This window comes from Amycolatopsis pithecellobii, assembly GCF_009707865.1.
GTDB classification, from domain to species: Bacteria; Actinomycetota; Actinomycetes; order Mycobacteriales; family Pseudonocardiaceae; genus Amycolatopsis_E; species Amycolatopsis_E pithecellobii.
In genome coordinates, this window is the sequence record NZ_WMBA01000024.1 from 25,283 (window position 1) to 48,850 (window position 23,568).

23 protein-coding genes and 1 pseudogene are annotated in these 23,568 nt (G+C 65.8%); 20 read left to right on the forward strand and 4 right to left on the reverse strand.

Features of this window, described 5'->3' with window-relative positions; all coding sequences use genetic code 11:
- Positions 1–31 precede the first annotated feature (31 nt).
- Both GKO32_RS16775 and GKO32_RS40525 read right to left on the reverse strand, forming a co-directional pair.
- Entirely contained in the window at positions 32–862 is an 831-nt protein-coding gene (locus tag GKO32_RS16775; RefSeq protein ID WP_312868009.1) for a substrate-binding domain-containing protein, read from the reverse strand.
- Between the two features lie 51 nt (positions 863–913).
- Positions 914–1,213: pseudogene (locus GKO32_RS40525) on the reverse strand (LacI family DNA-binding transcriptional regulator); the annotation flags it as partial.
- Here GKO32_RS40525 and hisD point away from each other — a divergent pair.
- The 3 genes from hisD to GKO32_RS16790 are packed head-to-tail and all read left to right on the forward strand — an operon-like array spanning position 1,125 to position 3,672.
- Entirely contained in the window at positions 1,125–2,441 is a 1,317-nt protein-coding gene (gene hisD, locus GKO32_RS16780; protein WP_154757818.1) for a histidinol dehydrogenase, read from the forward strand. The pseudogene GKO32_RS40525 and the gene hisD sit on opposite strands and share 89 nt — an antisense overlap.
- Positions 2,438–2,878: an acyl-CoA thioesterase gene (locus GKO32_RS16785; RefSeq protein ID WP_154757819.1), complete on the forward strand. Its 441-nt coding sequence runs from the start codon at positions 2,438–2,440 to the stop codon at positions 2,876–2,878. Before hisD ends, GKO32_RS16785 begins: the two co-directional genes overlap by 4 nt.
- A 26-nt stretch (positions 2,879–2,904) precedes the next feature.
- On the forward strand, positions 2,905–3,672 hold the full coding sequence (locus GKO32_RS16790; protein WP_154757820.1) for an SDR family NAD(P)-dependent oxidoreductase: 768 nt from the start codon (positions 2,905–2,907) through the stop codon (positions 3,670–3,672).
- Here the strand turns inward: GKO32_RS16790 and GKO32_RS16795 are convergent.
- Entirely contained in the window at positions 3,656–4,105 is a 450-nt protein-coding gene (locus GKO32_RS16795; protein ID WP_154757821.1) for a nuclear transport factor 2 family protein, read from the reverse strand. The two genes, GKO32_RS16790 and GKO32_RS16795, sit on opposite strands and share 17 nt — an antisense overlap.
- Before the next feature lie 139 nt (positions 4,106–4,244).
- Between GKO32_RS16795 and GKO32_RS16800 the strand changes: the two genes are divergently transcribed.
- The 17 genes from GKO32_RS16800 (at position 4,245) to GKO32_RS16875 (ending at position 23,064) form a co-directional block, all read left to right on the forward strand.
- Complete coding sequence (locus GKO32_RS16800; protein WP_154757822.1) at positions 4,245–5,168, forward strand: LysR family transcriptional regulator; 924 nt, start codon at positions 4,245–4,247, stop codon at positions 5,166–5,168.
- A gap of 140 nt (positions 5,169–5,308) precedes the next feature.
- Entirely contained in the window at positions 5,309–6,424 is a 1,116-nt protein-coding gene (locus tag GKO32_RS16805) for an FAD-dependent oxidoreductase (RefSeq protein ID WP_154757823.1), read from the forward strand.
- A 67-nt stretch (positions 6,425–6,491) separates the two neighbouring features.
- On the forward strand, positions 6,492–7,463 hold the full coding sequence (locus GKO32_RS16810; protein WP_312868010.1) for a cyclase family protein: 972 nt from the start codon (positions 6,492–6,494) through the stop codon (positions 7,461–7,463).
- 15 nt (positions 7,464–7,478) lie between these two features.
- Positions 7,479–8,639 (forward strand): alpha/beta hydrolase family protein, encoded by a 1,161-nt coding sequence (locus GKO32_RS16815; RefSeq protein ID WP_312868011.1) that lies wholly within the window; start codon positions 7,479–7,481, stop codon positions 8,637–8,639.
- Between the two features lie 65 nt (positions 8,640–8,704).
- The gene (locus GKO32_RS16820; RefSeq protein ID WP_166459609.1) at positions 8,705–9,637 is read left to right on the forward strand and encodes a VOC family protein; all 933 of its coding nucleotides are present in this window, start codon (positions 8,705–8,707) and stop codon (positions 9,635–9,637) included.
- A complete protein-coding gene (locus GKO32_RS16825; protein WP_154757825.1) occupies positions 9,634–10,581 on the forward strand; it encodes an amidohydrolase family protein in 948 nt (315 codons plus the stop codon). Before GKO32_RS16820 ends, GKO32_RS16825 begins: the two co-directional genes overlap by 4 nt.
- On the forward strand, positions 10,578–12,509 hold the full coding sequence (locus GKO32_RS16830; protein ID WP_154757826.1) for an acetoacetate--CoA ligase: 1,932 nt from the start codon (positions 10,578–10,580) through the stop codon (positions 12,507–12,509). The genes GKO32_RS16825 and GKO32_RS16830 overlap by 4 nt, the downstream gene beginning before the upstream one ends.
- A 143-nt stretch (positions 12,510–12,652) precedes the next feature.
- Positions 12,653–13,873, forward strand: a complete 1,221-nt coding sequence (locus GKO32_RS16835) for a sugar ABC transporter substrate-binding protein (RefSeq protein WP_154757827.1) — start codon at positions 12,653–12,655, stop codon at positions 13,871–13,873.
- On the forward strand, positions 13,870–15,399 hold the full coding sequence (locus tag GKO32_RS16840) for a sugar ABC transporter ATP-binding protein (protein WP_154757828.1): 1,530 nt from the start codon (positions 13,870–13,872) through the stop codon (positions 15,397–15,399). Before GKO32_RS16835 ends, GKO32_RS16840 begins: the two co-directional genes overlap by 4 nt.
- Before the next feature lie 3 nt (positions 15,400–15,402).
- A complete protein-coding gene (locus tag GKO32_RS16845) occupies positions 15,403–16,449 on the forward strand; it encodes an ABC transporter permease (protein WP_154757829.1) in 1,047 nt (348 codons plus the stop codon).
- A gap of 22 nt (positions 16,450–16,471) precedes the next feature.
- Complete coding sequence (locus GKO32_RS16850; protein ID WP_154757830.1) at positions 16,472–17,440, forward strand: amidohydrolase family protein; 969 nt, start codon at positions 16,472–16,474, stop codon at positions 17,438–17,440.
- A 42-nt stretch (positions 17,441–17,482) separates the two neighbouring features.
- Entirely contained in the window at positions 17,483–18,232 is a 750-nt protein-coding gene (locus GKO32_RS16855; protein ID WP_154757831.1) for an SDR family NAD(P)-dependent oxidoreductase, read from the forward strand.
- Between the two features lie 50 nt (positions 18,233–18,282).
- Positions 18,283–19,242, forward strand: a complete 960-nt coding sequence (locus tag GKO32_RS16860) for an alpha/beta hydrolase family protein (protein WP_154757832.1) — start codon at positions 18,283–18,285, stop codon at positions 19,240–19,242.
- A 13-nt stretch (positions 19,243–19,255) separates the two neighbouring features.
- Positions 19,256–20,887, forward strand: a complete 1,632-nt coding sequence (locus tag GKO32_RS16865) for a phytoene desaturase family protein (protein ID WP_154757833.1) — start codon at positions 19,256–19,258, stop codon at positions 20,885–20,887.
- A 4-nt stretch (positions 20,888–20,891) separates the two neighbouring features.
- Positions 20,892–22,382, forward strand: a complete 1,491-nt coding sequence (locus GKO32_RS16870; RefSeq protein WP_154757834.1) for an aldehyde dehydrogenase family protein — start codon at positions 20,892–20,894, stop codon at positions 22,380–22,382.
- A 316-nt stretch (positions 22,383–22,698) separates the two neighbouring features.
- Positions 22,699–22,860 carry a hypothetical protein gene (locus tag GKO32_RS39130; protein WP_246243935.1) on the forward strand — a complete coding sequence of 54 codons (162 nt, stop codon included), beginning with the start codon at positions 22,699–22,701 and terminating at the stop codon, positions 22,858–22,860.
- Positions 22,861–22,881: 21 nt separating this feature from the next.
- Positions 22,882–23,064 (forward strand): hypothetical protein, encoded by a 183-nt coding sequence (locus GKO32_RS16875; protein ID WP_154757835.1) that lies wholly within the window; start codon positions 22,882–22,884, stop codon positions 23,062–23,064.
- A gap of 20 nt (positions 23,065–23,084) precedes the next feature.
- Here GKO32_RS16875 and GKO32_RS16880 read toward each other — a convergent pair whose 3' ends face one another.
- Positions 23,085–23,462 carry a nuclear transport factor 2 family protein gene (locus GKO32_RS16880; protein ID WP_154757836.1) on the reverse strand — a complete coding sequence of 126 codons (378 nt, stop codon included), beginning with the start codon at positions 23,460–23,462 and terminating at the stop codon, positions 23,085–23,087.
- Positions 23,463–23,568: the final 106 nt, after the last annotated feature.

A 23,568-nucleotide genomic window follows, 5' to 3' on the forward strand; every position in this document is an offset into this window, starting at 1 on the left:
TGCTGCCGCTATGGCGGATCCGCCGAGCCGATCACTCACTACGGCCTTCGCCGAGACGCCGGTGTGAGCCGCGCCTGACCAACGCGACCGGGATTCTTTGGATTTCGGCAAATCGCTCGCCGCCGAGTGCCCGCATGAGCATTGCGACGGTCTCGGCAGCAAGAACCGGCAGATCACAACGGACGGTCGTCAGATTCACGAAAGGCCACGAGGACAGGGCTATGTCGTCGTACCCGATGACGGTGAGGTCGGCGGGAACAGCGATGTTCAAGCTGCGCGCGGCTGAGAGCGCTCCCATCGCCAGGACGTCGTTGCCGCAGGCGATCGCCGTCGGCCGATCGGGTCCGGTGAGCAGGTCGCGTGCGAGGTTGTAGCCGGCGTCGTGGCTGAAGACCGGAGCACGTCGAGTCCTGGTTCGTTTCAGGGGGGCGCCCAGCGACCGCAGGGCCGCTCGCAGACTGGCGGCGCGCTCGCTACCGGTGGAGGTAGTGATGGGGCCGTGAATCGCGGCAATGGATTCGTGCCCGAGATCAACGAGAAGCTGAGCGACTTGGGCTGCGCCGCTGGTGTTGTCGAAGGTGCAGCCAGGAGACTCCGCATGATCGAGCACGCGGTTCATGAGGACGTGGGGAATGCCGCGCTCGCTGAGGTCACGTGGCAGTCTGGAACCACGGATCGTCGTCGTGAGAACGACGCCGTCGTAGGAGCCGTCCGCCAGCTGTGGTAGCTGGGCGCGAGGTTCGCCCTCGCCGCGGTCGCTGACCAGGACGGTCCGCAGCCCCCGAGTGAGAAGTGCCTGCTGAAGTGGCTCGATCAGCTCGGGATAGAAGGGGTTGGTCATCTCCTCCACCACCACCGCCACCCGTCGGGTGCTGCGGGTGGACAAGACTCGCCCCGAATCGCTGGGGAGGTAGTCGAGCTCGGCGGCGGCAGCGAGTACGGCAGCGCGGGTCTCGGGGGCGGTTCCCGGAAGGTTCCGGATCGCCCGGGAGACCGTCGCTTGAGACACACCAGCCAGACGGGCCACATCGTGTCCTGTGACGACCTTTGTCATCGCACACTCCGCAGATTGACATGTATACGTATACAACCCAGAGTAGTCGGTCGACGAGAGGAGTCGGCGAATGGCGACATACCTGAAGCGCGCGTCCGAGGGCGGAACAGGCCGCGCAAGGCGAGATGACACAGTCGGCAAGATCGTCGCGGATGTCATTGCCGAGATCCGTAAGCGCGGCGACGAGGCGGTGCGCGAGTACTCCGAAAAGTTCGACAACTGGTCCCCGGAGAGCTTCCGGCTCTCGGCCGCGGAGATCGAGCGGATCGTGTCCGGTGTCCCTGCTCAGGTGATCGATGACATCCTGGCCGTTCAGCGGCGGGTGCGCACGTTCGCACAGCACCAGAAGGAGTCACTGACCGACTTCGAGGTCGAGACCGAGCCCGGTGTCTTCCTTGGGCAGAAGCACATTCCGGTGGGAAGGGCCGGCGCGTACGTGCCGGGTGGCCGCTATCCGCTGGTGGCCTCGGCGCACATGACCGTGGTCACCGCCAAGGTGGCCGGCGTCGAGCACGTCACCGCCTGCACGCCCCCGATCAGGGGCGAGATTCCGGCGGCGACGGTCGCAGCGATGCATCTGGCGGGCGCCGATGAGATTTTCCTGCTGGGAGGTACGCAGGCGGTGGCCGCGATGGCGGTGGGTACCGAGACGATCGGCAAGGTGGACATGTTGGCGGGTCCGGGTAACGCCTACGTGGCCGAGGCCAAGCGTCAGTTGTTCGGCGAGGTGGGAATTGACCTTTTCGCGGGTCCGACCGAGACGCTCGTGGTCGCCGACGATGAGGCGGACCCGTTCGTGGTCGCAGTCGATCTGCTCAGCCAGGCCGAGCACGGTCCCGATTCGCCCGCGGTGTTGGTGACGACGAGCCGTCCACTCGCCGAGCGCGTGATGTCGCTGGTCGAGGAGATCCTCGTCGAGATGCCTACGGCGGACTTCGCGGCGCCGGCCTGGCGCGATCATGGCGAGGTCGTGGTGACCGAGACGGTCGAGGAGGCGTTTGCCGTCGCCGACAGCTACGCCTCCGAGCATGTGCAGATCTTGACCCGCGAGCCGCGACTGGCGCTGCAGAAGATGCGGAACTTCGGTGCCCTTTTCCTGGGGGAGGGCACCTGCGTGTCCTATGGCGACAAGGTGATCGGCACCAATCACACACTTCCCACGCGGGGCGCGGCGCGTTACACCGGCGGTTTGTGGGTCGGGAAGTATCTGAAGACGGTCACCTATCAAGAAGTTGCCAACAGGCAGGCGAGCGCCACCCTGGGCGAGCTCTGCGGCCGGGCGGCGCGGATCGAACAGTTCGAGGGCCATGCGCGTTCGGGCGATGTCCGGGCGTGGAAATACAGTGGCGCGGAGCTGCCGTGGGCTCCGGCGAGCGTGGTCCGATGATGACCATCGACCCTCGAGACCGGCGGCAGCGCGATTACCCTGTGCTGCGCCCGATCCCATTGCGGTGGGCCGACATTGACACCTACGGGCACGTGAACAACGCCGTCAACTATGTCCTCATGGACACTCTCGTGAACGGCTGGCTCGGTGAACAGACCGGGGTCGACATCCGCACCGACTTGTCCGGATTCGCCGTCGTCGCTGAGACCAGCTGTCGTTACTTCCGCGAGATGCAGTTCACTATGACGCCCCTGCTGGGGCTCCGGCTCGAGGGCGCTTCCCGCTCGAGCGTGCGATACGAGATCGGCTTTTTCATCGACGACGCCGCGCCGGCCGCAGTCGGTCGCTTCGTGCACGTCTACATCGATCCGCAGTCCCGGCGTCCCGTGGAGATCCCCGGACGAGTACGTCAAGCACTGGAGCTGCTCGAAGACTGATCCATCACTACGAAGGGAGCTGGACCATGCGGGTGGTCGGCAAAGTCGCTCTGGTCACCGGCGGCATGGGAGGGATCGGTGCCGCCTGCGCCGCGCTCCTGGCCCGGGAGGGCGCGACCGTCTACGTTTCGGACATCTCCGCGCAGGAGGCGACCGACGACGCGGTGACGACCTTGCCGCATGATGTGACCAAGTCCGGTGATTGGGATCGGATCGTTTCGCGGATCCTCGACGAGCGCGGACGTCTCGATGTGCTCGTCAACTGCGCCGGGATCGAGGGCAGCCACCAGCGGGGCCTCGCCACGACCGAGGACGATTGGAACCGGGTGCTGGCAGTCAACCTGACCGGCACGTTCCTGGCCTGCAAGGCGGTGTTTCCCCCGATGCTCGACCAGGGGCAGGGGTCGGTGATCCTCACGTCGTCGGTGGTGTCGGGAATGGCCACTTCCGGGGCGCTGGCCTACGGGGCGAGCAAGGCCGGGGTGGCCCACCTGGCCAAGTCCTTCGCGACGATCGGCGCGGAAAGCGGTGCGCGGGTCCGGTGCAACTCGGTGCACCCCGGATCGATCGTCAGCCGGATGAGCGACAGCATGTTCACCGCCATCGCCGCGACCAATCAGGTGAGCTTTGCAGAGATCGAAGATCGGGTGAAGGCGGCGATCCCGTTCGGTGCCCGCGGGTTACCGGAGGACATCGCGAACCTGGTGCTGTACCTGGCATCGGATGAATCCAGCTACGCTACGGGCAGCGAGTTCAAGGTCGACGGCGGCTGGTCGCTCAAGAGCGCGGGCTGACCGTGGGATCGACTGCCACGGTGGCTGGAAGCTCCAAGCGGCGCTCTACCTGGATGATGTGATTGACGATGAGGAGAGTTCCGTCGCCGGATTCGCGGAGGACGTTGCGGTACACCCCGTAGGTGATACGCGTCCCGGACGCGCCAAATACCGTGGCTTCGAAGTGGGCGTGGGTGCGAATGTCCACGCCGTCCTGTTCGGCCAGTACGCCGCTGATCACGTGCCGGGTGGCTACCCGGGGGTCGTGGGCGCGGTACAGGTCCAGGAAAGCCTCGATCCCGTGGCCGTGTTTGACGACGGGGCCGGTGATGGAGAACTGCACGTCGTCGACGGCAAGCGCACGAAGGGCTTCCAGGTCGTGGTTGTCGCACGCCCGGCCGTAGCGGTGGTAGGCGTACGCGCAGCGAGCCGGCAGGAACGCCCGATTCGTCATTGCCGTCCTTGTGGGTCGAGAAGATTGTGAGACACCTGGTCCAGCCTGTCATCGATGCTGACAGAGCGGAACTCGCGTGCTCGTCATCGCAGGTATCGTTCTGATCGATGCAGCCCGCGTGGTGGGAAGGAATGGTCAGATGTCCAGTGATCGCGAGATGCTCCGGCGGCTGGATCTGAACCTGCTGTTGGCCTTCGACGTGCTCATCGCGGAGAAGAATGTGACGCGAGCGGCTGAGCGGATGTCGGTCGGGCAACCCGCGATGAGCGCTTCCCTTGCGCGGCTTCGCAAGTTCTTCGACGACCCGTTGCTGGTTCGCCAGGGACGATCCCTGGAACCGACGACCCGCGCTTTGATGCTGGTGGAACCCATCCGTGAGTCGCTGGACACCATCCAGGCCACGCTCAACGCTGGTCGTCACTTCGACCCGCAGACCAGCATCCGTACCTTCCGGTTGATGGCCAGTGACTACGTGCTCCTGCTGCTACTGGGGCCGTTGCTGGCCGAGTTGAGCACCGAAGCGCCCCACGTTCGGTTCCAGGTCCACCCGCTCGCTGCGGACTACGCCCAACGCGTCGCACGCTCTCAACTGGATCTGCTGATCTATCCCGATGAACTGATCGGCGAAGACCTACCGCTCCGGTCGGCAAACCTCTTCTCGGACCGCCTTGTCTGCGCCGTCGCCGGCGACCACCCCGACGTGGGGGAGGAGATGACCGAGGAACAGTTCCGGACGCTGCCGTGTGTGTCCTTCGGCGGCAGCCCGACCGACACCATCAGCGATCTGCGGTTCCGCGAACTCGGTATCGATCGTCCGGTCGAAATCCTCGCCCAGAGCTTCGTGGTGCAGCCGTTGCTGCTGCCGGGCACCAGGCTGATGACACCGCTGCCGGAACGTCTGGGCCGCTACCTCGCCGCCCGTATCGGTGTGCGGCTGCTCGAGCCTCCGGTGGAGTTCAGTCCGCTGCGGGAGGCAATGTTCTGGTCCCCCCGCGCCGATGCGGACCCCGCGCATCAGTGGCTACGCGCCCGCCTGACCACCGCGGCAGCACAACTCGACTGAACTATCATCTGCGGTGATGGAAATCATCGAAAACCATCGCTAACAGGCAAGTCGTTCTTCGCCATATCGTCGGCACTGGCGTGATCATCGCCAACCCACGGCACCCATCGTGTGCGGACCCGCGGAGAGGACGGCTGGAAATGAACGTCCTTGTTGTCGGCGCTGGAATTGCCGGACTGGCGACGGCCATCGCGCTGGCTGAACAGGGAATGGACGTGGAGCTCGTCGAGCGGCGGGCTCAGATCCAAGCCCTGGGCAGTGGCATCACCCTGATCGGTCCGGCCCTGCGTGCGCTGGAGCGGCTCGGTGTGGTGGAGCAGTGCGTCGCCGCCGGTTACGGAATCAGGACCTTCCAGACGCTCAACGTGGACGGCACGCCGGCGAGCAAATTCGACCTTCCGTCGCCGGCCGGGTCCGAGTTGCCGGGAATGCTCGGCATGATGCGCCCCGCCTTGCACGCTATTCTGCTGGACCGCGCAGCGGCTCTTGGCGTGACCGCCCGCGGCGGCACGGAGCTTGCCTCTGTCCACACGGGGGACCGGGCCGCCGAGGTCACACTCACCGACGGCTCCGGCGGCCGATATGACCTCGTCGTCGGCGCCGACGGCGTACGTTCCGCGACGCGCGACCAGCTTTTCGGCCCCGTGCCGCTCGTCTTCCGGGGACAGGGCTGCATTCGTGCCGTGGTCCCGCGACCTGCGCAGGTGACCGGTGAAATTCAATATCGGCCGTTCGGCGATGTCTTCATCGGCTTCACGCCCACCGGCGAGGACAGCATGTACATGTTCTGCTCCTACCCGGTCGAAGAGGACGGCTGGCCGACGCCGCCGGAGTTGGTCGACCTCGTGCTCCGGCTCACCGAGCCTTTCGGTGGCTTCGTGCCGGCCGCGCGGGCCGAGATCCTCGACCCGGATCAGGTCAACTTGGCCAAGTTCTCCACCGTCCTCGCCCCGGAGCCCTGGACAGTCGGCCGTGCGGTCATCCTCGGCGATGCTGCCCACTGCCCGACTCCGCAGCTCGCGGCTGGAGCCGCCATGTGCCTGGAGGATGCGGTCGCGCTGGCCGAGGAGCTCGACACCGGCGGGTCAGTAGAGGCGGCACTCGTCCGCTTCTCCCAGCGACGCTACGACCGATGCCGCTTCGTGGTGGAGACCTCCTGCCAGCTCGCCCACTGGCAGACCTATCCGAACAACCCCGACGCCGACCACGAGCGGGTCACCGCTGAGGCGTTCGAGCGACTTGCCCGGCCATTCTGACCACCCCCACAACCCACCCAACTCGCCGAACTGATGAGTTCGCGTCAACCGACAAGGGAGCGTCGCGGTGCCCGCAGCAGCCAGTGATCAGCAAACCCAGTTACTGCACGAGTACATCGCGTCGTGCTCGAACTGGGGCCGCTGGGGTACCGACGACGAAGTCGGCGCGCTCAACCTGGTTGGGCCCGCAGAAGTGATGCGGGCCGCAGGGCTGGTCAAGAAGGGGACACCGATATCGCTCACGCTGCCCTATGACCAGGCCGGCCCGCAGCCCGGTGGCTTCCGGAACAATCCGCAACTGCTGCTGACCGCCACCGGGACCGACCACGTCGGAGGCGCCCAAGATCCGCTCCCCGGCGGCTTCGGCCCGTCTCGTGGGTTCGGCTTTTCCGACGACGTCCTGGTCATGCCCACCCAGAGTGGCACGCAGTGGGATTCCCTTTCCCACATTTTCTGGGAAGGCCGGATGTTCAACGGCCGACCGGCAGATCAGGTCAACTCCCGCGGCGCGGCGGCCAACGGAATCGAAAACTACACGGGGCGGATTGTCATGCCCGGCGTTTTGATCGATATGCCCGCTCATCGCGGGGTCGACGCGCTCGAGCCGGGCGACGCAATCGAGGCCGCTGAGATAGCCGAATTCCTGGCCGACCACGATCTGACGGTCCAGCCCGGCGACGCGCTGCTGGTTCGGACCGGATTCATGGCGGCCCGCCGCGGGAACTGGGGAGACTACGCCGGCGGCGCCGCCCCCGGCCTGTCGCTGCACCTGGCGCCATGGCTGCACTCCCATGACATCGCCGCCGTCGCGACCGACACCTGGGGCGTCGAGGTCCGTCCCAATCAAATCGACTACTTCCAGCCCCTGCACATCGTGTCGCTCGTCCACGGCGGCATCGCCTTCGGTGAAATGTTCGACCTCGACGCGCTCGCAGCAGACTGCGCCCAGGACGGCGTCTACACGTTCATGTTCGTCGCATCCCCCTTGCCCATCACCGGCGCTTCGGGGGCTCCCGTCAGCGCTCTGGCCATCAAGTGAGGAAGTAGATCCATCGTGTTCGAACCCTTTCCTGGCAAATACGTCTGGAACATGTCCGTGTGCCTGTGCCTGGCCGTCGGCGGCCTGATCGGCGAGGTCGACCGTGCCTGCCGCTCCCTGCGCGAGCTGCCCCCCGGTTCCGAAGACGACCAGACCCAGGCCTTCTTCGATACCTGGTGCGCCTTGGCCGATGACCTCGTCGCCCTGGCCCAAGACGATGAGAAACATGACCGGCCACGCAGCGCCGGCTTCAAATATCAACGGGCATCGGTCTACTACCAGACCGCTGAGCGCATGCAGGCACACTCCTTCGAACCCCGCAAAGTCGCCTACCGCAACGCGCTGGACTACTTCTCTCGCTACCTTCACCTGACCGGCCAGCCCGCGGAACGCGTCGAGGTCCCCTACGGGTCGAGCACTCTGCCCGCGATCCTCGTTCGGCCCGAGTCGGCCGAGCCCGCTCCCTGCGTCATTTTCTGGAACGGTCTGGACAGCACCAAGGAGCAGATTTACGGCACGGGCACCGCCCAGGAACTCCGCAATCGCGGGATCGCGACGCTCATCGTCGACACTCCCGGCTCCGGTGAGGCGCTGCGGCTCCAAGGGCTGACGGCGACCCCGAACACCGAGATGTGGGCGGCGGCGTGTATCGACTTCCTCACCGATCTTCCCGACATCGACGAGAGCCTGGTCGGCATGCTGGCCTGGTCGCTCGGCGGGTACTACGGCCCCCGGGCCAACGCCTTCGAATCGCGCCTGAAATTCGGGGTCGCGTGGGGATCCAACTATGACTGGGGGCAGGTCCAGTTCGACCGGCTCAAGAACCAGGGCGACCGCCCGGTACCCCACTACTGGGAACACGTGCGGTGGGTATGGGGCTGCCGGGACCAGGCCGAGTTCCTCGAGCTGGCCCCTCACATCACCCTGCGGGGCGTCGCCGACCGCATCACCGTGCCGTTTCTGGTCGCCCACGGCGAACACGACCGCCAAATCCCGCTGCGCTACGCCTACGACCTGTACCACGACCTGATCAACAGCCCGGCTCGCGAACTCAAGATCTTCGGCGACGAGGAGGGCGGCGTCGAGCACTGCAGCGTGGACAACCAGCCTGTGGCGCGCGACTACATCTGCGAATGGATCGACCACACCGTCACGGCACTGAAACACACGCCGTGACGAACCGCGCCGCCCTCACCAGGTCGCGCCCGTGTTGGGCACGATATCTGACCTTGGAGCCAGTCATGCACAACCGACTCTTCCACAGCCTGGGATACCTGGGTGTGACATCGCCGCGGGCCGCGGAATGGCCCGAGTTCGCCACCGACGTGCTCGGCATGGAAGTCGTCACCGGCGAAGACGGAACGCAACGCATGCGCTGGGACGATCGGGCCTATCGGCTTGCGGTACACCCCGGCGACCAGGACGCGATCGCGTACGTGGGCTGGGAGGTCGCCGACTCCGCCACCCTGGCGACAGTCTGCAACGACCTCACCGGCCTCGGGGTACCAGTGCTGGTTGAATCCCGCGACGTTGCGCAGTCCCGCATGGTTCGCGAACTCGCCTCCTTCCACGATCCCTTCGGCATCCGGCACGAGGTCTACGCCGGGGCGGTCGAGTTCGACCGGACCTTCCGTGGGGCCCGCCCGACCACATCATTCCGGACCGGCGCCCAAGGCCTGGGCCATGCCGTCCTGGTCGTCCCGGATCTCGCGGTCGGCATGACGTTCTACCAGGACACCCTCGGGCTGCGCTGCACCGACATCGTCGAGCACGGCCCCGAACTCGGGACTATGGCCTTCTTGCGGTGCAACACCCGGCACCACAGCATCGCCCTGTGGGCGATGCCGGGACAGCTGCTGGGGCTGCAGCACATCATGGTCGAATCCCAGGACGTCAACGAGGTCGGTCGAGCCTACGATGTGGTGCTGCGCGGAAAATGGGAGATCAGCGCCACCCTGGGCCGTCATGTGGGCGATGAACAGATGTCGTTCTACACCCGCTCACCCAGCGGATTCGACGTCGAGCTGGGGTGCGACTCCATCGACATCGACGACACGACGTGGTCCATGCGCTACATCGACCGGACTGCCGGCGCGGCCAACGAAGTGTGGGGCCACCACTGGCAAAAGCTTGCCCCTCAGAGCTCGCTGCGACCCACCGGGAAACCGGCATGATCGACCTCCACGCCCATTTGTTCTTCGATGAACTTCTCGGCCAGGCCGGCGCCTGCGGACCCCGTATCGAGGACACCCCGGCCGGCTGCAGCCTGGTCACCGGGGGGATGAGCTGGCCACTCGCGAGCCGGTCCGCGCTCACCGTTTCGCCGGGCGAGCGCGTACACGATCTGGACCAAGCCGGGATCGACCTCCAGATCGTCACGATGTCCCCGCTCTGGCTCTTCCACCACGCGCCGGCGGAAATAGCCGTACCGTTCGCGACCCGAGCGAATGATCTCCTCGGCCAGTGGTGCGAGAAGACCGACGGCCGAACCCGGCCGCTTGTCCAGCTCCCCACCCAAGACCCGGAAGCGGCGGCAGCGGAACTGCACCGAGGCGTCGGAGAACTCGGCGCGCTCGGCGGGTTCATCGGATCAGATGCACGGCCGCACTTGGACAGTACCGACCTTGACCCCATCTACTCCGCCTGCGAACAGCTCGATGTGCCGCTATTCATCCATTCCGCCATGCCCGGTCTCGACGGCCCGCCAGGAGACCCGCGGCTGGACCGCTGGATCGGGCACGCCGTCCTCGGGTACCCGCTGGAAGACACCGTCGCCGTCAGCAGCTTTCTGCTCGGCGATGTGCTGGACCGGCATCCGGACCTTGACGTCTGCTTCAGCCACGGCGGCGGCGCAATCCCGCTGCTCTGGGGCCGGCTGACCGCCTTCGCGCAGACCGCCCGGTCCCCGGTCGATTCCGAAACGTTGCACCACCACCTGCACCGACTGTGGTTCGACCAACATCTGCACTTCGACGCCGGAGTCCGGTTGCTCCGCGAAGTGGCCAACCCCGCTCATCTCGTGTTCGGGTCGAATTTCGGTGGCTGGGACGCCGAACACGGACACTCCCATCCGGACCACGCTCTGGTCACCAACGCACGAAGGCTGCTTCGCTTATGAGCCGACCCGCCTTCCGGCTGGCCGATTTCGCCGGCTTCGCCTCCCGACGCACCAGCCTCGACCTGAACGACTACCAGCGCCTGTGGGCGTGGTCGGTCTCGGACCTCACTGCGTTCTGGGGTTCGGTCTGGGACTTTTTCGGATTGCCGGCCCGATCCCCGGGCGAACCGGTGCTGGCCGACGACCGCATGCCGGGTGCGGTCTGGTTCCCTGACACTGCCCTGAACTTCACCACCGAAGTCTTTCGGAACCGCCGGCCCACAGACGTTGCGCTGATCGCCGTCAGCGAGACCGGCCCGGACACCACGCTGACGTGGGCAGAGCTGGAAACCCAGGTCGCCGCTGCGGCCACCGGACTGGCCGAACTGGGTGTCGGGCACAACGACACGGTGGTCGCTTACCTTCCGAATGGTGTTGAGGCCGTCGTGGCGTTCCTTGCCGCGGCCAGCCTCGGGGCCATCTGGGGTCTGTGCGGTACCGACTACGCACCCGGTGCCGCCGCGGCGCGACTTGCTCAGCTGCGCCCGAAGGTCCTGATCGCCGCTACCGGGCACACCCACGCGGGGCGTGCGCACGACGACTCGGCCGGTGTGGACGAACTCCGTGCCGCGCTGCCTGGCCTGGAGCATCTCGTGCTCGTGGGTGAGACCAGCGCGGCATTCGACGGACATGTCATCACGTGGTCGGATCTCACCGCCGATCGGACCGGGACGCTCGAACCGGTCCTGCTTCCCTTCGATCATCCGCTGTGGGTGCTGTTTTCCTCCGGCACCACCGGGATCCCGAAAGGCATCATGCACGGGCACGGCGGCGTCGTGCTCGAGCATCTCAAACTCAACGCTCTGCACCTGGACCTCGGCCCCGGCGACCGCATGCTCTGGTACACGACTCCGAGCTGGATGATGTGGAACGCGCTGGTGTCCTGCCTGCTCGTCGGAGCCGCGATCATCTGTGTCGACGGAAGCCCGGCCCACCCCCGAGTAGATCAATTGTGGGCGATCGCCGCGCGGACGGAGGCGACGGTATTGGGGACCAGTCCGGCGTACCTGTCCGCGTGTCGCAGGGCAGAAGTGAATGTGCGAGGCCATCACCTCGCCGCGCTGCGGACGGTGGGGGTGACCGGCTCGACATTCTCCGCAGGGCTCTTTTCGTGGCTGGCCAACCAGATTGCCCCAGCTGCGAGGATCGCGGTGACCAGCGGCGGCACCGATGTCGTCACGGCATTCGCCGGCCCTTCGCCCTGGTTGGAAGTGCGGCCAGGTGAGCTGTCAGGGCCCTGCCTGGGCGTTGCCCTGGAAGCCGTCGACCCGGACGGTGCGCCGGTGCGCGACACAGTGGGGGAGCTGGTCGTCACGCGTCCGATGCCGTCGATGCCGCTCGGGTTCTGGGACGACCCGGGTGGCGGGCGGCTCCATGCGGCCTACTTCTCCACCTATCCAGGCATCTGGCGACACGGTGACTGGATCACGGTGACCGGGCGTGGTTCCGTGGTCATCCACGGTCGCTCCGATGCCACCTTGAACAGGCGCGGCATCCGGATCGGCAGCGCCGACATCTACGCGATCGTCGAGGCACTGCCGTATGTACGCGAGGCACTCGTCGTCGGGGTGGAAGAGCCCCATGACGGCTATTGGATGCCGATGTTCGTCGCCACCGCAGACGATGTCGAGCTGACCGATCACTGGAAGGCCGAGATCCGCTCGGCAATTGCCACGGGCGCGTCCCCCCGCCATGTTCCGGACGACATCGTTCAGGTGCCGGCCATCCCGCACACCCGGACCGGCAAGAAGCTCGAAGTGCCGATCAAACGGATCCTCGGCGGCGAATCCCCAGAGTCGGTTCTCGACCCCACCAGTGTCGACGCGGCAGAGTCGCTGACCTTCTTCCACGACCTCGGCATCGCTCGCGCCCATCATCGATCGGACTGATAGCAACCATGAAGATGGAGTGGCTTCCGCAATACCGCCAGGCCTGACACCTTGGTGACGTCGATCACGCGGTCGATATTTGTCGGTTCAACTGCAACTCACCGTGGGCGCCGGCCCGCGTTCACTATACGAAAGGAGAGCCAATGAAGGCCTCGATCTCACCGCCGCGATCGACCCGCCTCGCGCGTTCACGCGCCGGCTCCGCTGCCGCTTTGGCCGTCGCATCGCTTCTACTCCTGCCGGCCTGTGCCAGCTCCAGCGGCGGCGCCGGCAGCGATAGCGCAGCGTCGGCCGGCGGCACGGCGTCCACGACGTCCGCGGGCACCACGGCCAAGGCCGCCCTTGCCGAGCAAGCCAAGCCACTCACGACCGTCGCGGACGCCGGCAAGGCGTTCGATACGAAGGCGCTGGCCGGGAAGACGGTCTACTACGTCCCCCTCGTGCTCAAGGCCGACTACTTCCAAACCGTCAACACGCTGCTGCAGTCGATCTTCGCCTCCGTCGGCGTGCACCTGCAGTCGTGCGATGCCAACGCGAACCCTTCCGGTATCGCTTCCTGCCTCGATCAAGCCGTCGCCGGACACGCCGGCGCGATTTTGACCGACTACATCCCCTACGAGTTGGCGCCCACGTCCTTCAGCGCGGTTCAAAAGGCCGGCATACCCGTCTACATCGGAGGCGAGTCCGCACCGGCCGACGTCACGGCAACCCCGACGTTGCGGTTCGACAATCCCGACACCTACCAGTTCGCGACAATGCGCGGCATCATGAACACGGCGATCGCCGACTCCAACGGCAAGGGCCACATCCTGTTCCTCTCCACCCATGACGACCCGGCAGTGACACGGGCAGGCGAGTACGCCCAAACCTATGTCGCGACGGCCTGCCCGGACTGCGTGCTGACCACCAAACTCGTCTCGATTTCCCAGATTCGGACGCTGCCGTCACTGGTCAGCAGCGAACTGGTCAAGGATCCGTCGATCACCTATGTGATCCCGCAGTACGACTCCTACCTGGCCCCCGCGATCTCCGGAATCCAGTCCGCAGGCAAAACCGGCACCATCAAACTTGCCAGCGCAAACGCGTCCCTGGCGAATCTCCCCGCGGTCAAGACCAACCCGCAGGTGATGGCCGCGGTCGGCCATGACACGGCTTACTCCGCGTGGAGCATGGCCGACGCCGCGCTGCGGCTGCTGGCCGGCCAGACTCCGCCGGACTCCTATCCGGTGCCGGTCCGTGCGTTCGCCAAGGACAACGTCACCGGTCTCGATCTGACGACCGCGGGCGAAGCGAGCGGCAAGTGGTTCGGCGACGCCGCGGCGTACCAGGCCTCGTTCAAGAAGTTGTGGGGCTTGTCGTCATGACCGATGCTGCGCCGCTGGAAGTCGTGGGCCTGTCGAAGTCCTTCGGCTCCGTGAAAGCTCTACGCGACGTCGACCTCACCGTTCGTCGTGGCGAGGTGCACGGGCTGGTGGGCCAGAACGGATCGGGCAAGTCGACCCTGGTCAAGGTCCTCGCCGGCTATCACGCGCCCGACCGGGGGAGCGTCATCAAGGTCGAGGGCAAAGACCTGGGCGCGCAACCCAAGCTCCGGCACATGCGGGAGGCGGGCATCGCCATCGTGCACCAGGACTTCGGGCTGGTGCTGAACAAGTCGGTCGCCGAGAACATCGCGGTCGGCAGCTTCGTCCCGGCCCGGTGGAGCCGGCGGGTGAACTGGCGGCGCGAGGAGCAGGTCGCGGCCGATCTGTTGTCCCGCCTCGAATCACACATCGATCCGCGCGCGATGATCGAGGACCTGTCACCGGCAGATCGCTCGATCGTCGCGATTGCGCGGGCACTGCGCAATCAGCGTCCCGGCAGCGGGGTCATCGTGTTGGACGAGTCCACGCGGGCGCTACCGAAGGATGCGCTGGAGGACTTCTACCGCACCCTGCGGGGAGTGGTGGCCGCGGGCGGCTCGGCGCTGATGATCTCGCACAATCTCGAGGAGATCATGCAGGTCACCGACCGGGTGACGGTGCTGCGCGACGGAGCCAAGTCCGGTCCGACGATGACGACCCGCGACAGCTCCGAAGCAGAGATCGCCCTGCTGATGCTCGGCAAGATCGTCACTCAGGACGTCCATACCCGGGTCAACGAGTCACCGCGCGCACCCATCCAGGTGCGGGGCCTGTCCGGGCGTCTGCTGACGGGTGCCGATCTCACCGTCCGCCCGGGTGAGGTCCTCGGGGTGAGCGGGGTGGCCGGCTCCGGCTGGGACGAGTTGCCCTATCTGCTGACGGGGGCACGCCGAGCGTCCTCGGGGACGGTGGAGATCGACGGCCGCGTCATCGATCTGTCCACGGCAGGGCCGGCTCGCTGCATTGCCGCCGGTCTTGCATTGCTGCCCGAACACCGCATCGATCACGGCCTGGCCATGACCCTGACCGTGGCTGAGAACATCACGCTTCCCCGGGTGCGTCGCCGGGGCAGCCCGTGGCATATCGGTCGCCGGTGGCAGCGTCGGGAGACTGACGCCGTCCTGGACGGGCTCGACGTCCGGCCCCGCCGGGCCGACATCCCGGTCGGCCAGCTCAGCGGAGGAAATCAGCAGAAAGTGATGCTCGGAAAGTGGCTTGAGGGTCAACCGGAGTTGCTCGTTCTCCACGAACCCACGCAGGCGGTCGATGTCGGTGCCCGCGAGGACATCCTGAAGGCCATCGCCGCGATCGCCGGCCGGGGCGTCGCCGTTGTCGTCGCCTCGATCCAGCCGGCCGATCTCGCAGCGGTCTGTAACCGCGTCCTGATCTTTCATTCCGGTCGAGTAACCCACGAACTGTTCGCACCGGCTCCCGATGACATCGTTGATGCCGTGTATGGCGGTCATCTCGAGCTGCAGGAAGGCTGACCCATGACACAGACCCGCCGCGCCGATGAGACCACCGGCCCGGACGTCATCGAGACCGGCCAAGCCGACGCCCGCCCTCGCGTGCCGGACAGGCGTCGCGCCGTCGACCCGAGGCGTTTCGTGAGCCGCTACGCCATCGTCGGCATTTGGGCACTGATGACCCTGCTGTATGCCGGGCTCATGCCCCACACCTTCTTGCAGGTGGCTACCTTCCGGACCATCTTCTCATCCCAGCAACCGCTCGTTTTCCTTGCCGTCAGCGCCTTGCTCACGTTCGTCGTCGGGGAATTCGACCTGTCCATCGCATCGACCCTCGGTCTGTCCGCGACCATCGTGCCGGTGCTGGTAACCCAGCAGGGCTGGAGCTTGGGCCTGGCCTGCGTGGTGGCGATCTTGGCGAGCTCGCTCGTCGGCCTGATCAACGGGCTGCTCGTGGTGAAAGTCGGCGTCCAAGCGCTCATCGTGACCCTCGGCAGCTCCACCCTGTTGCTCGGCCTGGCCTCCTTGATCTCCCACCAGGCCACGGTGTCGGGCCTGCCGGTCAGTTTCGGCGACATCGCCCTGCATCAGGTGGCTGGTCTGCCCATCAGCTTCTTCTACGGCGTCGCTCTGGCCCTCGGTGTCGGGTATCTGCTCATCTTCACCCCGCTGGGCCGGCACATGACCTTCGTCGGCGCCAACCGTGAGGTTGCCCGTCTCGCCGGTGTCGGCGTCGACCGGATCCGAATCGGCGCGTTCGTCGCGGGCAGCACCGTCGCCGGGGTCGGCGGCGTGCTCCTCGTCGCGGCGGCGGGCGGGTTCGACTCGACGACCTCGCCGACCTATCTGCTGCCCGCCTTCGCCTCGGTCTTTTTGGGCACGGCGGTGATTCGTCCCGGGCGGTTCAACCCGATCGGCACCCTGGTCGCCATCTACTTCCTCGCCACCGGCATCCTCGGGCTCCAGCTGCTGGGACAAAGCGGCTGGATTGAGAACGCCTTCTACGGAGCTGCGCTGATCATCGCCGTGTCGATTGCGACGATCGTGCGCCGGCGCACCGCCTCCAGTTGAGAGAGAAGACGAGAGTAATCACATGGGTTACGTCGCACTGGAAGAAGCCTTCGCCATACCGGAACTGGCGGCGCGGCAACCGCCCACCGAGATGCGCATCCGCGCCAAGCAGGAATACGCCGGACTGTGGGCCGAGCGCCTCGCCGACTTCGAGCGGTACCGCATCCCTGACATGGATGAGCACGGAATCGACATCCAGGTGCTCTCCCTCAGCGTGCCCGGGATCCAGGCCGACACCGATCCGGCGAACGCCGTCGAGAACGCCGTCTTCGCCAATGACTACCTCGCGGAGGTGATCACGCGTTTCCCCGATCGCTTCCGGGGCTTCGCCGCGTTGCCGCTGCAGGATCCCGACGCGGCCGTCCGTGAGCTGCAGCGGTGCGTGACCGACCTCGGCTTCGTCGGAGCCTTCGTCAACGACCACACCGACGGCCGGTACCTCGACGATCCAGTCCACGACGAGCTGTGGGGTGCACTGGAAGAATTGGCCGTGCCGCTGTACTTGCATCCCGGATCGATTCCCGTCGACGACTGGGCGGTGCTCCAGGGCCGGCCCGAACTGTACGGGGCGAGCTGGAGCTGGCAGGCGGAAACCGGTGGCCATGCGATGCGGCTGGTGTACGGGGGCGTCTTCGACCGTCACCCGGCAGCGACACTGATCCTGGGTCACCTCGGCGAGTTTCTGCCGTTCCAGCGGAGCCGCTTCGACTCCAGATATCGCACATTGCAGGTCCAGACCCCGCTCGAACTGCCCCCGTCGGCGTATTTCGGCCGCAACATCGTGATCACCACGACCGGTGTTTTCGCACCCGAGGCCATCCAGGCCGCCGTGCTCAATATCGGCCCGGACGCGGTGTTGTTCTCGGTGGACTACCCCTATGAGGACACCGCGGCGGCTGTGGCCGCCGTAGCCGACGCCGACCTGCCGGAGCCGGTGAAGCAGCAGATTTTCCACGAGAACGCCCGTCGCCTACTACGTCTCCACCAGTAATCGATCAGCGACCCCGGGCAGTAGACGAAGGAGCCACGAGCCATGAACCATCCCACGCATGCCGGCCGCGTCGCAGTGGTCACCGGCGGAGCCCGCGGGTTCGGGCGCGCGATCGCAGCCGGCCTGGCCGGCCGGGGCGCCGATGTCGCGATCCTCGATCTGGTCGACGCCGCCGAGACGGTCGGTGACGTCACCGCTGCCGGCGCCAAGGCGTCGTCGGTGGTCACCGATATTTCCGATCCCGAGCAGGTCGCCCAAGCCGCGCGGGCGGTCCTGGACATGTTCGGCAAGGTCGACATCCTGGTGAACAACGCCGGTGTGATCGCCGTGAACGACTTCTGGGAGACCGACTATCCGACCTGGCGCCGGATTCACGCAATCAACCTGGATTCCCAGTTCCTGCTGGCCAAGGAGTTCGCGGGCGCCATGCGCGAAAACGGGTGGGGCCGGATCGTCAACATCGCCTCGAACACGCTCGGGGTCGTCGCCCCCCAACTCACGCCCTACATGGCGAGCAAAGGGGGCGTCGTCGGGTTCACCCGAGGTTTGGCCACCGACCTGGCCGGATACGGCATCACTGTCAACGCGGTCGCTCCCACCGCGTCCTCGACGCCCGGCGGGAAGGAGCTCATCTCCCCGGAGGCGTTGGAGTATTCCGCGCGCATGCAGGCAATCAAACGAGTCGGGACGGCCGACGACATCGTGGGCACCGTCTGCTTCCTGACCAGTGACGATGCGGCATTCATGACCGGCCAGACCCTGGTCACCGACGGCGGCTGGATGCGCGTGTGATCCGCAAGGCAACAGCGCCGCCAAGCACGAGAAATCAGGAGGACATCATCATGGCAACGACTACCCAATCACCGTTGAGCGAGGACCAGATCGACCGCCTCATCGAATCGATGGCCGATTCCTATGGACAGCAGGCCCGCTCACCGATCCTCCAATCCCCAGCCGAGCAGGGCCTGGATTTCGAAGAGATCTCCTTCCAAGCCACCGACGGGGTGCCGATCGAGGGCTGGTTCATTCCTGCCGCCGGGTCGGACAAGTTGATCATCGCCAACCACCCCCGCGGCTTCAGCCGAGCCGGAATGCCGTCGCACCTGGAACCCTGGAAGTCGGTGTGGGAACGCAGCGGTAACGGGTTCGAGATCGACTTCCTGCCGGACTACAAGATCCTGCACGACGCCGGGTACAACGTGTTGACCTACGACCTGCGCAACCACGGACACAGCAGCGCGGCCAACGGTGGCATCGTCTCCAGTGGCCTGTTCGAGTCTCGCGATGTCCTCGGCTCGCTGCGATATGCCCGCGAACGGCAGGACACCTCGGCGATGACCGTGGGCCTGTTCAGCCGTTGTCTCGGCGCGAACTCCACAATGTATGCAATGGCGCGAGAACCGCGCGCGTTCGACTCGGTGCGATGCCTGGTCGCCTGCCAGCCCCTTACTCCGTCCTCGATCGCACGACGCCTGCTGATCCTGGCCGGCGTGCCGGACGAGCGTGTCGCTGATTCCCTCGCCGAGCTCGACCGGCGGATGGTGCTCCGGACGAGTATCAGCTTCGCGCAACGGGACGTGAAGGAGTGGGCAAAAACCATCCGAACGCCGACCTTCATCTACCAGGTACGCGATGACATCCTCACCACCCGGGATGACGTCCAGACGATCTTCGACAATCTGAGCGCCGCCGACAAGGATCTGCTGTGGATCGAGAACAGTACGGCCCGCTGGGACGGATACGCCGAGTTCCAGCGCCGTCCCACACCGATGCTGCAATGGTTCGCCACTCACCTGGGCTGAGCGGGGAACGCCAATGAATACAGACGCGGACATCCTCGTCGTCGGGGCCGGACACAACTCGCTCATCGCCGCCGCCTACCTCGCCACCGCCGGCAAGAAGGTCCTGGTCCTGGAACGCAACGACTACCCCGGCGGCGGGGTGGCCAGCGCCGAGCTCGCCGAGCCCGGCTTCCTGGACGAACTCCACAGCCTCATCCATGTCCGGATCCTGCCCAACCCGGTCATCGCCGATGACGAGCTGGGACTGCTGAGCCGCTACGGCCTGGAATACATCCCCATCGAAACCCCCCACGCCGCGATATTCGAGGACGGAACGTTCATCCCCATCTGCCGCGACCGTGCGCAGACGATGGAGCGGATCCGTCAGATCTCACCGCGCGACGCCGACGCCTACGACCGGTTCATGGACCTCGCGGTAGGCATCGTCGAGCACGTCACACCGGGCTTCTTCGTCCCACCGATACCTCGAAGCCAACAGGTCGCCGGACTCGAGAAGACCCATATCGGGCAGGAAATCCTGCGCGTGACCGGCATGAGCGTCACCGACGTGCTCGCTGAATGGTTCGTTGATCATCGCGTGCGGATTGCGCTGGCCCGGATGGCGTCCGAACTCACGCTGGCCCACCCGGATGACCTGAACACCGGCATGATCACATTCCTCGCACCCGGACTGAACGAGCTGTACGGCATGGCGTTACCGCGCGGGGGCGGGTCGGCCTTCACCGCCGCTTGCGTCCGCTGCATCGAGGACCACGGCGGGGAAGTCCGCACGTCCGTGCACGTCGAGAAGGTCCTCAGCCGGGATGGCCGCGCGGTCGGCGTACGCACAGGCGAAGGTTCCGAGCTGACCGCGAAGGATGCGGTGCTGGCCTCGATCCATCCGTACCGCTTGGGTGACATGGTCGAGGGCCTGGACGTGAAGACGGCCCGCCGAGCCGCGCGGACCACCCTCGCCCCGTACAGCGCCTTCGTGGTGCATGCGTCCTTGGAAGAGCCCCTACGGTTCAAAGCCGACCCAGAGGCTGACAACGTCATCTGGAACACCGTCAGCCCGACCAGCCTGGACAGCGTCACCGAGTCGTTCGACGACATGCGCCGAGGTCGGCTACCACGTGTACCGATGCTCGAGGCGGGCTGCCCGTCCGTCGCCGACCCGAGCCGCGCCCCGGAGGGCATGGCCAACCTGCACATGCTGTCGCTGACCTCCCTGAATCTGGCCGATGGCGGTCCGGCTCGATGGCGGGCGATCCAGGAAGAATATTGCCGGCGGCTGTTCGACCGGCTCGCCGGCTTCACGAACAACCTGCGACCAGGCTTGGTGCGCGCGCAGGCGTTCATCACCCCGCTGGACCACGAACTGAACAGCCTCAGCTTCGCCGGGGGCGACTACACCGGCGTCGCCTCGTTCGGGCACCAGATGGGCGACGCCCGGCCGACACGGGAGTTGAGCGGCTACGCAGTACCGGGGGTAAAGGGTCTGTACCTGACTGGTCCGTTCATGCATCCCGGCGGCGGTGTTGTCGGCGGCGGACGGCCAACCGCTATCAGAATGTTCGCCGATCTCGACATCCCGTTCGGGCCGTTCCGGCGCTCGGCCACCGCCACCCCAAGCCCGGCCCCGGCCGGCTCAACAGCAGAAAGGTGACGACATGGAACTCACTCTGTCGCGGACCCGCGAGGCGTCGACCCAGCTCAGCCGGCAGCGTGTGTACGGGCAGTTCATCGGTGGAGAGTGGGTCGAGAGCGACAGCGGACAGACCATTCCCCTGCACAATCCCGCCACGGGAGCGGTGCTCGCCTACGTTCAGGCCGGTAACGCCAAAGACGCGGAGAGGGCCGTGGAAGCCGCGGCCACGGCGTTCTCGAAATGGGCTCTCTCCTCGTCGAGGCAGCGGCAGGCATTGCTGCTCGCCATAGCCGACCGACTCCGAGCGCGTCATTTCGAATACGCGATGATGGAAACCTTGAACAACGGCAAGCCGATCTCCGAATCGTTCCACATGGACATCAACTGGGCCATCGATCAGTTTGAATACTTCGCCGGCAGCGCCTGGCACATCCGCGGTGAAACCTTCGACTTCGAAGACGCGACCATGCTGGTACACCGAGAGCCCGTCGGGGTCGTTGCCCAGATCATTCCGTGGAACGTGCCGCTGACAATGGCCGCCATGAAGCTGGCCCCCGCACTGGCGGCCGGCTGCACAGTGGTGCTCAAACCGGCCGAAGTGGCGTGCTGGTCTGTCATGGAGTTCATCAACGACATCGCCGACCTGGTGCCCCCCGGTGTCATCAACGTGATCACCGGTTACGGCTCGGACGTCGGCGAGGCACTCGTCCAACATCGGAAGGTCCGAAAAGTAGCCTTCACCGGTTCTCGGCCCACCGCGCAGAAAATCATGACCTACGCGTCGGCGAACATCATCCCGCAGACGATGGAACTTGGCGGGAAGTCGGCGAACATCGTCTGCGACGATGCCGATATCGACGCCGCAGCCATGTCCGCTGTCATCTCGACGTACTTCAACAAGGGCGAGGTCTGCCACGCGGGAACTCGCACCTTCGTGCACGAGGCAGTCGAGGATCAATTCCTGGAGGCGTTCACCGCCAAGCTCGCCGCCATCCGGCAGGGTGACCCTCTCGATCCCGCGACCCAGCTGGGCGCGATGGCCTCCCGGGCACAGTTCGACAAGGTCAATCGCTATCTACAACTCGGTCGAGACGAGGGGGCCACAATCCACGTCGGTGGCAAGGCGGCCACCGTCGCCGGCCTGGACAACGGCTTCTTCATCGAACCGACCATCTTTACCGACGTGCGTAACGACATGCGCATCGCCCAAGACGAAATCTTCGGACCAGTCAACTGCGTCATTCGCTGGAACGACGAACAGGACATGCTGAGGCAAGTCAATGACGTCGAGTACGGACTCGGTGGAGGTATCTGGACCAATAATTTGCGCCGCGCTCACCTGCTCGTCCGCGGCATGGAAACCGGGATGATCTGGATCAACCGCTACTACAACTTCAAGCCGGGAATGCCGACGGGCGGATACAAGCAGAGTGGTTTCGGTCGTGAGCAGTGCTTGGAGACGTTGGCGCACTACACCCTCACGAAATCGGTGGTGATCAATCTGGAGGAGTGACTTGCAAATCTTGCATAGTCGGGTGGCGGCCGGGTTGGTGTGGTCCTCGGCCGGACGCATCCGTATGACATCGCTCTGGAGTGGTGTTGGGAGTTGCCGGCCGAACTGGACGCGGAACTCGCGATGGACCTGTTGGTGGCTACGGCTGGGACTTCGCATGCTGGTCATGGGTGGCCGGGCGGACGATGTTGCGCGTCAGACTTTGTGGCTCAGGGGTTAGGTAGGTTTCCGAGCAGGAGGTATGACGATGAGCCGTCCTCCGGTGTTTCCGGCGGAGGATAAGATTCGGATCGTATTGAGCGTGCTGTCCGGCGAGATGACGATCGCCGAGGCTGCTCGGCCGAATACGGTGTCTGAGCAGTCGATCGGCCGGTGGAAGCCCAGTTCTTGGAGGGCGGCCTTGCCGGGATCGCCGAGGGCGGAAAGGCCGGTCCCTCGAGGCGTGGGGTGCAGTTGCAGTCCCAGATCGACGAGCTGACCACGGCGTTGGGTGAGGCGTATGGACTCGGGCTCGCATCTCGGCACCGTGCTCGTGCCCGGCCATTCGGTCACGAACTTCACCTTCGGCGGAGGCGATCTGAAGACGTTGTTCTTCACCACCTACACCGACTTCGGCCGCATCCGGCTCCGGGTCCCGGGTGTCGCCGTCCCGCGGTCCGGCGACGCCGGGAATCCTTCCTGAACTTGCCGCCTCCAGCCTGCTCATCGTCCTGGCGTCCGAGATGTGTCGAACCATGCTGAGACGCGGTCGATTGCCGTCCGGTCAGGGGTGAGTTCGAAGACGTCGGCGCCGGGGAAGTCCACCGCGGTTCCGTCGTGGGTTCGACCATGGAGCGCCACTTCGACGTACGCCAATGAGCCGTCGACCACGACGCGAGTGATCTCGTCGCGGTGCTCGGCGAACCGATCGAACACTGCTCGCAGATGGTCGGCGATCCCCGTCGGCCCGTGCGCCACGACGACGCCGAGGTTGAGGCAGTCCGCCTGTGCGGTGAAGCACTGCGCGACCGTTGTCCAGTCTCGTGCATTGGCGGCGGCGAGGTAGCGGTCGATCACGGGAGGCATGTCCTGGTTCGTCACAACAACGAAAGTAGGAAAGGCAGATCGCTTCGCACAACGCAGGCGTTCCGCTATGCGGTACACCGAGAGTCGTGACCATGGCCGAATACTGCTATCCGATATAGGA